Source organism: Flavobacterium pectinovorum (assembly GCF_022802975.1).
In the GTDB taxonomy this organism is placed as follows: Bacteria; Bacteroidota; Bacteroidia; order Flavobacteriales; family Flavobacteriaceae; genus Flavobacterium; species Flavobacterium pectinovorum_B.
This window is the reverse complement of record NZ_JAFEVZ010000004.1, coordinates 310,961-325,019: the sequence shown is the minus strand read 5'-3', so window position 1 is coordinate 325,019 and position 14,059 is coordinate 310,961. Positions and strand designations below refer to the sequence as shown.

Genomic DNA, 14,059 nt, shown 5'->3' with positions numbered 1-14,059 from the left:
TTTTATTTGATATTATTTTCTTTCAGAATTTTGTCTAAAGACTCGCTTCCCCAGCCTTCATTCATACTTTTGTTTTTCTTCCTAGTTTCAAGGATTCTTTTATTAATAGAGATATCTTTAAAGGCAATTAATGTTTCTGAAATTTGTAAATAAACATGGGGATTATCGTCTTTTAGCATTCTTTTAAAAAGGGGTTCAATAAAGATTTTGTCTTTAAATTCTAAAATTTTACTACAATACATTTCAAAATCATTAACATCTGTATTAATAATTTTATTTGTGATTATGCTGTAAGCTGTAGTTTTGTCATTCAAAAGAATAAAGTTTAACATTGTTTCATCTAAACTTTCACTTATCATATCGTTGTTAGTTTTTAGAATAGTTTCTGAGTTTATAGTTTGATAATTTTCTACTAATTTTTTATTAGTAAATTCGTATGTCTTAGATTTATTTAACCCTAATAGATACTTGAAACCCTCCATAGTAATAAGATTTTCTTCTTCCCATATTTTCCATAATAAATCATCATAAATTTTAGATTTATTTGCTAAAATTGCTTCATAAACAAAATGAATATGATATTTTTTAATGTTTTGATGTTTGACTTTTGTGAATGGAATTTTCAATAATTCTAGAGACTTCTGATTTTTATATGTTGCAATTGCTGTGTACAATTGCAGCCACTCACCATCATAATGGTCATCATTTAAAGTTAGGTTTAAGTTTTTTTCAAGCAGTGGTAAAAAGTCGGAATCAGGAAAATTTTGGATTGCTTTGTAAGTATAGAAATAACCGCTGTTACTATCGTTGTTTTTTAAAATCAAATTTATATCACTTTCTTTTTTATATTTTGCTAATGTAACTAAGGCAGTTTGATTGTTTTGTTTTATTACCAACTCACGAATTTTTGGATAAAGAAATTCTGTAGGGGACGCATTTTGGATAGCTCTAAATCTTGAATCCAGATTGTTTTCTCTATAAATTAAAAGACTATCAAGTATTACGAATTCCTTTTTATTCAATTTTTTTATATCGGTGTCAACATATTCCGGAGTAATAAGATTGATGAAAAAATCACCAACTTTTTCTTGAGATTTTATACAGCCAAATAGAGTTTCTATTGGTGTGTCATCTGTGATGTGTTTTTTTACAATTGAAAATAAGTCAGCTTCTTTATAATTTGATAATGCCCAGAACGAATAACATCTTACAACGCCGTTTGCATGATTAGTAAGGGCTTTCAATTCTTCTATTGAGGCATTTTTTTTTAAGTTTTCAAAATTCTCATATTGTTTTGGTTTTTTTCCTGACGAATAAACAGCTGATCCCATTAGAATATTAATTTTTTCTATTCTTAGGACTATGGCGGTTGTTTTTTTAGATAATTTTGATGTTTCAAAATTATTTTTTTTAACACAACCAAAAATAAAAACTGCTAAAAGAGATAAAAGGAATGAGAATTTGAAAACAGATTTATTCATTTGGAATGATTTAATTTAATGTGATACCTCTTCTTAATTAAATTTAAAATTTCTTCTTAGCGATTTTCTCATGTATTTTTACAGTTTCCTGCAAAGCAGCAGTTGCATACCAAGGTGTTAATTCGGCTTCAAGTAATTTTGCCTCAATTGCGGGATCGGTATCCACAAGTGCTTTTGCTTCGTCTATGGTTTCTACATTAAAAATATAAATGCCTCGATAATTTCTCTCGTTTTTCATAAAAGGCCCTGCGACAACCAGCTTTCCTTCTTTGGCTAATTTATTGATGTTTGCCATGTGGCCTTCAAATAATTTCTTGCTTTCCTCTTTGGAAATCGTTGTGTTGGTTCCCGATTTTAAAAGGCAGAAAACATATTTTTTCATTCCGTATTCGTCGGCTTGAAGTGATTTTGCTAATGTCTCATCATATCTTTTTTCTGTTTCCTGTGAAAATCCCATGGAGCAAAGTAAAAGAAACATTATTAGAATTGATTTTTTCATTTTTAGCGGTGTTGATTATTATTTATTTAGCATTTTGTTATTTATCAGTTCCAAATTCCTAATAGAATTTACAGGCACAATTTTGATATTAGCGTTTCCTTCTGATAGATAAAAATAATAAGCAGTATTAGACCCAATTATATAAACATTTTCAGATTTTTCATCACTATAATTCAGTTTGTAAGTATATTCTATATTATTGTTTTTTATATTCTCGGAAGTAAATTTTCCATCAGCAAGTCCATACCCGAGGAAAATAGATATTAAAAAAAAGCTGAGTGATTCGATTGCAATATTATTATAATAACCTAATCTTTCATTTTCTGATAATTCAGTTTTAATGGTCGTCGATCCAAAAAGCTTGTGCAGCCTTTTTTTGTCTTCGTTTTTTAGCAAAATTTGTGGAAGTTTAGAGTAAAAAATAAAAAGGACTACTATAAAAATAAAAATCAGTGGATGATAAGTAATCATAGCAATTGGACTTATCAAAATGTCCATGACAGATGAATATCTAATAATATTTATTCCAATTTGATAATAGAATATACTTTCTTTAACTATTCCTAATATGACAAGAAAAAGGTAGCCTAACGGAAGTAAATTTTGTATTTTATTGATGTTTTTCATCTGTACCTGTCTATTTAATTTTTAATGTTACAAAAGCTTCTTTAAAATTACAATCTGCCCTAAATGATACACATCGTGCTGTATAATTCCGTGAAGGTGTTCGTAATAGGTGTGATTATTATTAACGTATATTTTTGCTAAATCAGCATCATTAAAATCTTCAAGAAAAGCATTCCAGGCTTCTTGTGATTTAGCCAGATTTTGAAGCGATTGTTCCCAGGCGGCTTCAGAAGGATCTAAAACAGGTACAAAATAATTATGGTCAGGAGTCGTGATTACTTCTCCCTGCACACGTTTTAAAATGTTTCTTCTCCATTGGATAAGATGATTGACAATTTCCCAAATCGTATTAAGATTAGGGGTGGTTTTTTTATAAGCCTGCTCTGCGGTTACATCTGCTAAAGTATTTGTCAAGTTGACTTCCAGCCACGGATTTCCATTATAAATGGACTGATACAGATTCGAAATTCTTTTACTTTCTGACATAGTTGATCGTTTTTGAAACACTTTAGCTAAGATACAAATAAGTAATTTACAACTCATCCCCGAAATTCTACAATTGGGTTATTTAATATTTTTTAACAGGAATAGTTCAAATACATTTGCTTCATCAAAACCAAAGATGACATGAAAACCAAATTACTTTTTACAATATTTTTTTTATTTATTACGGCTTTAATTTTTGCCCAAAACACGATTTCAGGGAAAGTTCTGGACCAAAAAGGGAAGCCCGTTGCCGGTGCCAATATTTATTTAGACGGAACTTACGACGGAGCAACAAGTTCTGAAACCGGAGAGTTTTCTTTTGAAACTACTGAAACCGGAAATAAGTCTTTAGTAGTAAGCTTTTTGCTTTTCGAAACTTTTAAAAAAGAAATTGATGTGGCTAACTTTAAAGACCAAACGGTTAGACTAAGAGAAAATATAAATGCTCTGGATGCTGTTGTGATTACGGCAGGAACTTTAGAATCGGGAGATAAAGCGAGAGTTTCAGTTTTAAAACCTTTAGACATTGTTACTACAGCAGGTTCTGCCGGAAATATTATTGCAGCTTTACAGACTTTGCCGGGAACACAAAATGTAGGCGAAGACGGACGTTTGTTTGTACGCGGGGGAGAAGCCAGTGAAACCCAGACTTTTGTTGACGGAATCCGAGTAGCACAGCCATACGGGGCAACAACAAATAATTTGCCAACAAGAGGAAGGTTTTCTCCTTTTTTATTCAGCGGAATTGCTTTTTCTACCGGAGGCTACTCTGCAGAATATGGTGAAGCTTTGTCAAGTGTTTTACTTTTGAATACGCAGGATGAAGCAGATCATGATAAAACGGATATTGGTTTTATGACGGTAGGTTTAAGTTTAGGAAATACGCAAAAATGGAATAAAAGTTCTTTAAGTGTAAATATGATGTATGTAAATTTAGCGCCTTATCAAGCCGTGATTCCGCAGAATGTTGACTGGAACAGCCCTTACCAGTCACTTGGAGGAGAAACGGTTTACAGATACAAGTTTATAAACGGAATTTTTAAGCTGTATGCTTCTTTTGATGGAGAAAAATTCGATTTGAATCAGAAAAACATCAATTTCGAAAATCCAATCAGAACCGATATGAACAATAATAACTTTTATCTGAATTCTTCATACAAAGGGAGTTTTGGAACAGGATGGCAAATTACTTCAGGAATTAGTTATGGTTACAGCAAGAATAAGTTGAAATATGATGTTAACAATATTGACAATGATGAAAATGCTGCCCAGTTGAAATTAAAACTGCAAAAAAAGTTTTCGAATCATTTCAAATTGTCTTTTGGGGCTGATTATTTCATTACCAAATTCAATGAAGATTTTGATGATAATAATTCAGTTCAGGTTTCCAATGGCTATGATTCAAATATTGCTGCATTTTACACAGAAGGAGATATTCAGTTTTCAAAAAATCTGGCTGCGAAAGTTGGTTTCAGAATTTCGAATAATAGTTTATTAGATGAAACAGCAATTGCTCCAAGGGCTTCATTGGCGTATAAAGTATCAAAAAGCAGTCAGTTCTCCTTTGCTTACGGAGATTTTTCTCAGTCGCCTGTTGTAGATTATATCAAATATTCAAAATACCATCAGTTCGAAAGCGAGAAAGCAAGACACTATATTTTGAACTATCAGTTTACAAAACCGGGACAGACTTTTAGAGCCGAAGCGTATTATAAAGATTACAGCAATCTGGTTCAGTATGATACGAGAGATATTCAGTACAATTCGGTTTTCAATAACAACGGATCAGGATATGCAAAAGGAATAGACTTGTTTTGGAGAGACAGCAATTTGTATAAAAACTTAGAATACTGGATTTCTTATTCATATATCGATTCCGAAAGACAATATAAAAATTTTCCAACAATGGCAACGCCCAATTTCATTGCCAATCACAGTTTGTCAATTGTAACAAAATATTTTATCACCGACTGGAAATCGCAAATTGGTTTTACAAATAGTTTCAGTACAGGACGTCCGTACAATGATCCAAATCAAACACAGTTTATGAACGGAAAAACGAAGGCATACAACAGTCTGAGTTTTAACTGGGCTTATTTATTAACCACACAAAAGATTCTTTACTTTTCGGTTTCAAACATTTTAGGGACACAAAATGTTTTTGGATACGATTATGCCAGAACACCAGATGCAGGCGGAGTTTATCAAAGACAAGCCATTGTACCAACTGCAGACAGATTTTTCTTTTTAGGTTTCTTCTGGACGATTAGCAAGGATAAAAACGAGAATCAGTTGAAGAATCTTTAAAAGGTTCAGAGGTTCTAAGATGCTAAGGCACTAAGGGAAAAAAGCATCTTAGAGTCTTTAAAAAAACAATTCAGTAACCAAATTCGACAACTCAGTATCATTTAATTTTAAAAGACTAAAAACCAGCATACTTTTGAAGTATAAATTAATCATCAATAAAAAACTTAGAATCTCAGAACCTTAACAACTTAGTAACTTTAAAAAAAAAGAAATCATGACCAAAATCATCACCGCTATTACACTATTTATTTGCAGTTTATTATCTGCACAAACACAATTTGAACAAGGAATGGGAAAAGCTTTCGGGCTTTGGAAAGAAGGAAAAAATGCAGAAGCTTCGGCGATGTTTGAAAGAATTGCTGCAGCAGACAAAACCAGCTATTTGCCAAATTATTACGTAGCCTTAATCAATACAACAGCAGTTTTTACAGAAAAAGACAAAACAAAAATTGATTTGTTACTGACAAAAGCACAAGACGCTTTGGATCAGGAAATAATAAAAGATCAAAACAATGCTGAGTTATATGTTCTGCAGGCTTTGATTTATACAGGATATGTTGTCGCTGACCCAATGACAAACGGAATGAAATATTCTGGTAAAGTAATGGAAGCTTATGGAAAAGCAAAAGCAATTGATCCCAATAATCCGAGAGCCGTTTTTGGTGAAGCAGATTATCAGTTAGGAGGAGCAAAATGGACAGGCGTAGATACAAAACCTTTATGTGTGCAGGTTGATAAAGCTGTTGAACTTTTTGCTACTTTTAAACCAGAAACTCAATTTTCTCCAAAATGGGGATTAGAAAGGGCTTTGGAAGCACAGAAAAATTGCAAAAAATAAAACTTAATCGATAATACGGTATTTATGATAACAATAAACCCATATTTGTATTTTAATGGTAATTGTGAAGAAGCATTTAATTTTTATAAGGATGTCTTTGAAACTGAATTTAAATATGTTGGGCGTTACAATGATGTACCACAAGCAGATAAGCATTTTTTTAAAGAACAGAACAATAAAATCATGCATATTTCTCTGCCTGTTAGCAATCAAATGACATTGATGGGGAGTGATCATACAGAATTGCATAACGCAGGTATTTGTACTAATAATTTTTCCTTATCAATTACTACAGATAATAAAGAAGAAGCCGACAAGCTGTTTAAAAAACTTTCTGAAGGAGGTAAAATTAAATTAGCAATGAATGAAACGTTTTGGGGATCCTATTATGGAATTGTTAATGATAAATTTGGAATTAATTGGAAGATTAGTTTTGAAATAAATTAAAAAAGGTAACCAAAAAATAAATTGTAATAATGAGCAACTATAGAAATACATTTTCAGATTTAAAAAACGGAACAATTGTTTGTTTCAAAATTTCTATGATTTTTACAGTAATTTTTTCGGCTTTTTTAGGAGACGATTTAAATGTCAAAAATGTATTGCTTACGTTTGTTTTGAGTTGCATGTATTCTTTCGGGCTTGGTTTTGGTAATGGTTTTTTAAATATTTTTTTAGATAGGAAATGGGATTGGCTGGAACAAACTAATTTACGTGTCTATTATGGCATTTTAGTTACAATCTTATATACCATCCCAGTAGTTTTAGGAATAAACTATTTTATTTTTATCTTTTTGAGAAAAATGCCTTTGGATCAGTTCTTTAATCAGAATATGATATGGACACATCTTTTCTACATCATTTTATCTTTAGGAGTTTCCACTTTCATGCAGGCCAGAAGTTTTATGGTAAAATGGAAAATGGCGTCGAAATTTGAAATAACCCAACAAAAAATTATTGCAGGAACAGCAAATGCAAAATTTGAAAGTTTAAAAAATCAGATAGACCCACATTTTCTTTTTAACAGTCTCAATGTATTAAGTTCTTTAATAGAAGAAAACCCTGATAATGCACAGCGATTTACCACTTCTTTATCTAAAATATACCGGTATGTTTTAGAACAGAAAGATAAAGAACTGGTTTCTGTAGAAGATGAATTGTCATTTGCAAAAACCTATATGAATTTGCTGAAAATGCGATTTGAAAACAGTTTGTTTTACGAATTGCCTTCAACAGACATCAATCCTGATGCAAAAGTGGTTCCGTTATCGTTGCAGCTGTTATTAGAAAATACGGTAAAACATAATGTAGTAAGCGAACAAAAACCATTACATATCAGGATTTTTACAGACGGAGATTATCTTGCCATTCAAAATGATTTTCAAAAGAAAGAAGTTTTGCAGGACAGACAGGGAGTTGGATTGCAGAATATCGTGAATCGATACGCAATTATTACCAACAGAAAAGTATTAATCGAACAAAATGAACAAACATTCACAGTTAAAATTCCGATTTTAACCAAACAAATAACAGTTATGGAAACAAGTGCAGACTATAGCGATGAAAACAAAGCTTATTTCAGAGCTAAAAAAAGAGTAGAGGAATTAAAAGGATTTTACGCAAATGTAATTTCGTATTGTTGTGTGGTTCCGTTTTTAATTTTTATAAATTTGAGGTTTTCTCCTGGTTTTCAGTGGTTTTGGTTTTCGGCAATAGGCTGGGGATTTGGAGTCGTAATGCATGCTTTTAAAGTTTTTGGTTACAGTTCAGATTGGGAAGAACGAAAAATAAGAGAGATTCTGGAAAAAGAAAACAACAAACAAACTTGGAAATAATGGAAAAAAAATATGCTGAAGCTGACCGTTATTACGAAGCTCAAAAAAAAGTAAAGCAAATTAGAGAGTTTTATGAGCATTTGACAGTATTTGTTTTAGTTAATCCGATAGTTATCGCAGTTAATCTTATGACTTCTCCGGGTTACTTATGGTTTGTATGGTGTTTGATGGGCTGGGGAGTTGGAGTAGTTTTACATGGATTGAAGGCTTTTGAATACATGCCTTTTTTCGATAAGAAATGGGAAGAACGAAAAATTCAGGAGATTTTAGAGAAAGAAAAAAACAAGCAAACCTGGGAATAATTATGGAAGCAAATTTTAATAATGATCGTGAAGAATCAGTACTGAAAGAAATTGCAACTAAAAGAGTGGTCAAACTCAAGGCGTTTTACAGTCATACATTTGTTTATATTATTGGTGTAATTATTTATGTAATGAAAGCGTATTTTGGAGCGCCATTAAATTTCTTTCCTATAAAATATATCAATGGGTTTGTAATGTGGATCTGGACAACAGCATTTTTAATTTCTGCGGTAGATTTATTTGCTTCGTATAAAATTTTTGGAAAAGAATGGGAAGAGCGTAAAGTAAAAAGTCTATTAGAGAAAAAAACAAAAAAACAAAAATGGGAGTAATCATGGAAATAAATTATAACGAAGAAGACAAGTATTCTCAGGCTAAAAAGAAAGTCGAGGCTATAAAAGGATTTTATAGTAATTTAACGTCTTATGTAGGGGTTAATATTGTACTGATTTTTATCAATTTATATACAACGCCAAATCATTTATGGTTTTACTGGCCTTTGATATGGTGGGGAGTAGGAGTTGTTTTTCATGGATTGAAAGTTTTTGAAGTTTTTCCGGTTTTAGGAAAAGGCTGGGAAGAACGAAAAATCAAAGAAATCATGGAGAAAGAAAAAGAGAACAAAACAAATGGCAATAACCTTTAAATCAGAATAAAATGGGACGTTGTAGAAAACGCTTTTACGAAGAGTACAGGCAAGAGTTTGAAAATGATGAAAGTTTTGAAATCGCATACAAACAAGTAAAAAGGATAAAAGATTTTTATTCGCACTTAAAAGTTTATTTAATTGTTAATGCAGTCATTATTATTTCCAATTTAAGCAGGGATTTTTCTGATATAAGATGGAATGAAGGCGATTTTTTTGAATGGCATACGTATTCAACAGCTATTTTTTGGGGAATCGGTTTAGCCGCTCATGCATTATCTGTCTTTGGTCGTAATATTTTCTTTAGCGATGACTGGGAAAAAAGAAAAATTCAGGAATACATGAGTAAACAGCCAGTCAATAAGAATAAATGGGAATAACTTTATTTTTTTAATTTCAGCCAAATCAATGACCACATTAATTATAGAAGACGAAAAACCTGCTGCAAGATTATTACAGCGAAAGTTAGAAAAATTAAATATTGCTGTAGAAACCATGTTACATTCTGTTGAAGAATCTATCGATTGGTTTGCCAATAACGAACATCCCGATTTGATATTTCTAGATATTCAGCTTTCAGATGGTTTATCGTTCGAAATTTTTGAGAAAATAGACATTAAAAGCGCTATTATTTTTACGACTGCTTATGATGAATACGCTTTAAAAGCTTTTAAATTAAATAGCATCGATTATCTTTTAAAACCAATTGATGAAGATGATCTGGAAGTGGCGGTTGCAAAATATAAAACAAGAATTCCGAAACAAGATACAGGAAATCAAAATCTGCAGCTTAATTTTGAACAAATACGCCAAATGTTGTCCAATCCTTTTGAGAAGACTTATAAAGAAAGGTTTACAGTTAAAATTGGTCAACATTTAAAAGTAATTACAAAAGATGAAATCGAGTGTTTTTTTAGTGAAAACAAAGGAACTTACATTCATACTTTCGATAATCGAAATTATTTAATCGATTCGACTTTAGAAATTCTGGAACAGGAATTGGACAAGAAGGATTTCTTTCGCATAAGCAGAAAATTCATAGTTCCTTTAAAAGCCATTAAAGAAATTCAGGTGTACACCAATTCACGTCTGAAAGTAATTTTACCAACTTACAAAGAAGATGAGGTAATTGTGAGCCGAGAAAAAGTACAGGATTTTAAGGGGTGGTTAGGGTAGATTTTTGTAAGATGTGAAAAGTAAGATGTGAAAAGTAAGATGTGAAAAGTAAGATGTGAAAAGTAAGATGTGAAAAGTAAAATGTGAAATGTGAAAAGTGTCGTTCCTACGGAGCTTTATCTAACATACGTTTTATTATTCAACAGATTAAAATCCGTTGCTACAATATTTTTTATTTCTAAGGAATTTTTTGGTTGTTTTTATGTAATTAGATTTTCTAAAGAACCATAGTTCCAATTCATAAAAAAAAACATAAACAAAAGGTGTTGATTATCAATTGATTTAACGATTAATTCGGTCAGATAAGAGCCATCGGCTCGATAATATTGTAGGGCCGGATTTTAATCCGGTTGAAAATAACACGTTCCCAATCAGTAGAGCCATAGGCTCGGTTCATATTTTCGACATACTATAGACAATACAAAAAGAGCTGAAATTTTCAGCTCTTTTTGTATTATAAAATGTTATTTACTCAAACGATGCAGCGTATAGGTCATGGCACTTAAAAGGAAAAACGCCATAATCTGATGAATCAATCCTAAAGCCAAAGGAACGCTGTACAATAAAGTAAAAACCCCTAACAGAAACTGAATAAACACAAAAACGACCAGTATATTAATTCCGTTTGACTGGGTTCTGGTAAGCGAATATTTTTTGCTTTTGAAGAAAAGATAAAGAATTACGGCAACTACTGCATAAGCAAAAGTTCTGTGAACGAACTGAACACCGCTTTTCCCTTCAATTAAATTTTTGATTAAAGAAGACTGTTCAATAAAAACCGACTCGTGAATAAATTCCCCGTCACTCATTAAAGGCCAGTGATTGTGAATTAATCCGGCATTTAATCCGGCAACAAATCCGCCGTAAATAATTTGGATTAATAAAGCAGCCAATGCATAACGTGCAATAGTACGAAGTGGAACTATTCTGTTGATATTTCTTTCCGGATAGATCAAATCAAGAGCGACCCAAAGTGTATAAGCAAAGGTGATAAAGGCAAAAGTTAAGTGAAGTGAGAGTCTGAAGTGGCTTACATCCGGATTGTCAATTAATCCGCTTCTTACCATAAACCATCCAAGAAATCCCTGGAAACCTCCCATTGCCAAAAGAACAATACATTTTTTAATAGTAGGAGTGTCTAATTTCTTTTTGATTAAAAAGTAAACAAAGGGAACAAAGAAAACCAGACCAATAATACGGCCGATAAAACGGTGAAACCATTCCCAGAAATAAATAAATTTATAATCGGCTAATTGAAAATCATTGTGAATATTGATTTTTTGATACTCAGGAAATTTCTTGTATTGTTCAAAAGCTTCGTTCCATTTGGCTTCGGTTAAGGGCGGAAATGTGTCCGTTACCAAATGCCAGTCGGTCATAGATAAACCTGAATTGGTCAAACGTGTGATACCGCCCACGACTACCATTAAAAATAATAAAGCACAGCCCGATAGTAACCAAATGATTACTGATTTATTCTCTTTTTTCATTCTGTTCCGATTAATTCGATTTCGTTTTTATTTTTTGTTTTCGAAATTCTTTTTAAATATAATTTCGCAAAACATATGTTTACCAAGATGCTTGGAAGAAATATGATGCATCCAACAATAATTCTTGTTGTTAAATTTTGAGGGTCTAATTCTATATCAGTAAGATGATTCAATGCAGGACTTGTCATTACTAAAGCAATTAGAAAAATTATTGAACAAGGAGTAACAATAGATACTAAAAAATAAAGTAAATTGTACTTGTAATGTTTTTTTTTATTTTTTTTTAGTCCTTTGAAAAAAATATAGTTTGGATAGATAATAACTACAGCAAGTAAAATTCTATAAATTATTTTATAAAGATCCATTACTTTTTAAGAGTTAAATTCAACTTTGCAGCTCTTTTAATCACAAAATCATAAGCCGCCTGATAGTCATTTGGAATATCGCCTTCTAAAATAGCTTCTTTTACAGCTTCTTTCAAAACCCCAATTTCTCTTGAAGGTTTTAAATCAAACATTTCCATAATTTCTTCGCCGGAAATTGGCGGCTGAAAATTACGAACCTGATCGCGTTCTTCCACTTCTACAATTTTCTTTCGGACGATTTCAAAATTTTTATGATATTTTTTGAATTTTGCCGGATTTTTGGTTGTGATGTCAGCTTCGCATAAAGTCATCAAATTTTCAACATCTTCACCAGCATCAAAAACCAAACGACGAACTGCGCTGTCAGTCACAATATCCTGCGCCAAAACAATTGGGCGTGAACTCATGATAACCATTTTTTGCACAAATTTCATTTTATGGTTTAATGGCATGTGTAAACGTTCGAATATCTTCTTAGCCATTTTTCCGCCAAGAAATTCATGACCATGAAACGTCCAGCCTTGTTTTTTATTGAAACGCTTTGTTGGTGCTTTTCCGATATCGTGTAACAAAGCAGACCAGCGTAACCATACATCATCTGTATTTGGACAAATATTATCGACTACTTCAAGCGTGTGATAAAAATTGTTTTTATGGGTGTGACCTTCAATTTCTTCTACCTGATTCAAAGCCGTTAATTCAGGTAAGATTAAATCTAAAAGTCCGGTTTTGTATAAAAGTAAAAATCCGGTTGACGGTTTAGGTGTAGAAAGGATTTTGTTTAATTCATCTACGATTCTTTCGCCGGAAATGATTTTGATTCGATCTGCATTTTTGGTAATCGCATTCAACGAATTTTCTTCAATTTCGAAATTTAGCTGAGTTGCAAAACGAATGGCACGAAGCATACGCAATGGATCATCAGAATATGTAATATCAGGATCTAAAGGGGTTTTGATTGTTTTGCTTTCTAAATCAGCTAAGCCATTGAACGGGTCTAAAAGATTTCCAAAATTAGTTGAATTTAATGACAAAGCTAAAGCGTTGATGGTAAAATCACGACGGTTTTGATCGTCCTGCAAAGTTCCGTTTTCTACAATAGGATTTCTGCTGTCACGAGTATAAGATTCTTTGCGTGCGCCAACAAACTCAATATCGGTATCTTCAAAACGAAGCATTGCGGTACCGTAATTTTTAAAAACCTGAACTTTTGGTTTATTAGGAAGTAAATCAGAAACTTTAAGGGCTAATTCGATTCCGCTTCCAACTGCTACAACATCGATGTCTTTTTTAGAACCTCTGTTTAAAAGCAAATCACGAACAAATCCGCCGATTACATAAGAGTCAACGTTTAATTCCTGAGAAGCTTTCGAAATGATATCGAAGATTTTGTTTTGTAAAGCAGTTTTGTAATTTGTTTGTATAGCCACGAATTCTTCAATTTTTGAATAAAAAGGCATTTTAAATTTAAGTAGAAATAAAATGCATGCAAATTTACAACATAGAAAATGCCTATTACAATCTAGAGCTCACTTTTTTGAACAATTTCACATTTTGTGGCTTCGATTTTTATAAATTGGGAAAGGTTTGTCATGAATTGCACAAATTATTTTTTTTAGCCACTGATTACAGGATTAAAAGGATTAAAAAAATCGGTGTAAATCTTTTTATCCCGATCTATCGGTCAATGTCATTAAGTTAAGAAATTTTCAGTCGTCACTTCGAGTGATTTTTAATAATAATGCAATAGCTTTATGATTAAAAATTGTATCGAGAAGCTTTTTAATACTAAGGTTCTCGATACATTTTGTTTTAAAAAAAAGCTATCGCATTTTTTAACAAAACACTCGAACTGACGATAATGTCCCTTAACTTAATGACATTGAGTTATTGGTAGTGGCAAAAAATATTCGCAACCTGCACGAAAGAAAAATTCGTAAATTCGTGGCGAAAAAACTATACAATAATAAAACAAATCAATTGCAATAACATATTTTTAAAAATGCA

General features: G+C 31.9%; 15 protein-coding genes. 9 read left to right on the top strand and 6 right to left on the bottom strand.

Annotation, left to right across the window (positions count from 1 at the left end):
• Positions 1–2: 2 nt before the first annotated feature.
• Genes FLV_RS08320 through FLV_RS08305 form a run of 4 tightly spaced genes read right to left on the bottom strand, consistent with a single transcriptional unit; the run spans position 3 to position 3,093 of the window.
• On the bottom strand, positions 3–1,481 hold the full coding sequence (locus tag FLV_RS08320) for a hypothetical protein (RefSeq protein WP_243232834.1): 1,479 nt from the start codon (positions 1,479–1,481) through the stop codon (positions 3–5).
• A gap of 43 nt (positions 1,482–1,524) precedes the next feature.
• Positions 1,525–1,980: a YciI family protein gene (locus FLV_RS08315; RefSeq protein ID WP_243232824.1), complete on the bottom strand. Its 456-nt coding sequence runs from the start codon at positions 1,978–1,980 to the stop codon at positions 1,525–1,527.
• Between the two features lie 18 nt (positions 1,981–1,998).
• A complete protein-coding gene (locus tag FLV_RS08310) occupies positions 1,999–2,607 on the bottom strand; it encodes a hypothetical protein (RefSeq protein WP_243232823.1) in 609 nt (202 codons plus the stop codon).
• Between the two features lie 27 nt (positions 2,608–2,634).
• On the bottom strand, positions 2,635–3,093 hold the full coding sequence (locus FLV_RS08305) for a DinB family protein (protein WP_243232820.1): 459 nt from the start codon (positions 3,091–3,093) through the stop codon (positions 2,635–2,637).
• 141 nt (positions 3,094–3,234) lie between these two features.
• On the opposite strand from FLV_RS08305, the gene FLV_RS08300 reads away from it, so the two are divergent.
• The 9 genes from FLV_RS08300 (at position 3,235) to FLV_RS08260 (ending at position 10,197) form a co-directional block, all read left to right on the top strand.
• Entirely contained in the window at positions 3,235–5,400 is a 2,166-nt protein-coding gene (locus FLV_RS08300) for a TonB-dependent receptor (protein ID WP_243232818.1), read from the top strand.
• Positions 5,401–5,614: 214 nt separating this feature from the next.
• Positions 5,615–6,238, top strand: coding sequence for a hypothetical protein (locus tag FLV_RS08295; RefSeq protein ID WP_243232806.1), 624 nt, complete (start codon positions 5,615–5,617; stop codon positions 6,236–6,238).
• A 24-nt stretch (positions 6,239–6,262) separates the two neighbouring features.
• Positions 6,263–6,685 (top strand): VOC family protein, encoded by a 423-nt coding sequence (locus FLV_RS08290; protein ID WP_243232805.1) that lies wholly within the window; start codon positions 6,263–6,265, stop codon positions 6,683–6,685.
• Between the two features lie 29 nt (positions 6,686–6,714).
• A complete protein-coding gene (locus FLV_RS08285) occupies positions 6,715–8,073 on the top strand; it encodes a histidine kinase (RefSeq protein ID WP_243232804.1) in 1,359 nt (452 codons plus the stop codon).
• Positions 8,073–8,375, top strand: a complete 303-nt coding sequence (locus FLV_RS08280; RefSeq protein ID WP_243232803.1) for a 2TM domain-containing protein — start codon at positions 8,073–8,075, stop codon at positions 8,373–8,375. The genes FLV_RS08285 and FLV_RS08280 overlap by 1 nt, the downstream gene beginning before the upstream one ends.
• A 2-nt stretch (positions 8,376–8,377) precedes the next feature.
• Positions 8,378–8,707: a 2TM domain-containing protein gene (locus FLV_RS08275; RefSeq protein ID WP_243232797.1), complete on the top strand. Its 330-nt coding sequence runs from the start codon at positions 8,378–8,380 to the stop codon at positions 8,705–8,707.
• A gap of 2 nt (positions 8,708–8,709) precedes the next feature.
• Complete coding sequence (locus tag FLV_RS08270) at positions 8,710–9,021, top strand: 2TM domain-containing protein (RefSeq protein ID WP_243232795.1); 312 nt, start codon at positions 8,710–8,712, stop codon at positions 9,019–9,021.
• A gap of 11 nt (positions 9,022–9,032) precedes the next feature.
• Entirely contained in the window at positions 9,033–9,401 is a 369-nt protein-coding gene (locus tag FLV_RS08265) for a 2TM domain-containing protein (RefSeq protein ID WP_243232793.1), read from the top strand.
• A gap of 28 nt (positions 9,402–9,429) precedes the next feature.
• Positions 9,430–10,197, top strand: a complete 768-nt coding sequence (locus FLV_RS08260; RefSeq protein WP_243232782.1) for a LytR/AlgR family response regulator transcription factor — start codon at positions 9,430–9,432, stop codon at positions 10,195–10,197.
• A 464-nt stretch (positions 10,198–10,661) separates the two neighbouring features.
• Here FLV_RS08260 and FLV_RS08255 read toward each other — a convergent pair whose 3' ends face one another.
• Positions 10,662–11,687 (bottom strand): COX15/CtaA family protein, encoded by a 1,026-nt coding sequence (locus FLV_RS08255; RefSeq protein WP_243232780.1) that lies wholly within the window; start codon positions 11,685–11,687, stop codon positions 10,662–10,664.
• Positions 11,688–12,051: 364 nt separating this feature from the next.
• Positions 12,052–13,512: a CCA tRNA nucleotidyltransferase gene (locus FLV_RS08250; protein ID WP_243232778.1), complete on the bottom strand. Its 1,461-nt coding sequence runs from the start codon at positions 13,510–13,512 to the stop codon at positions 12,052–12,054.
• Between the last annotated feature and the right edge of the window lie 547 nt (positions 13,513–14,059).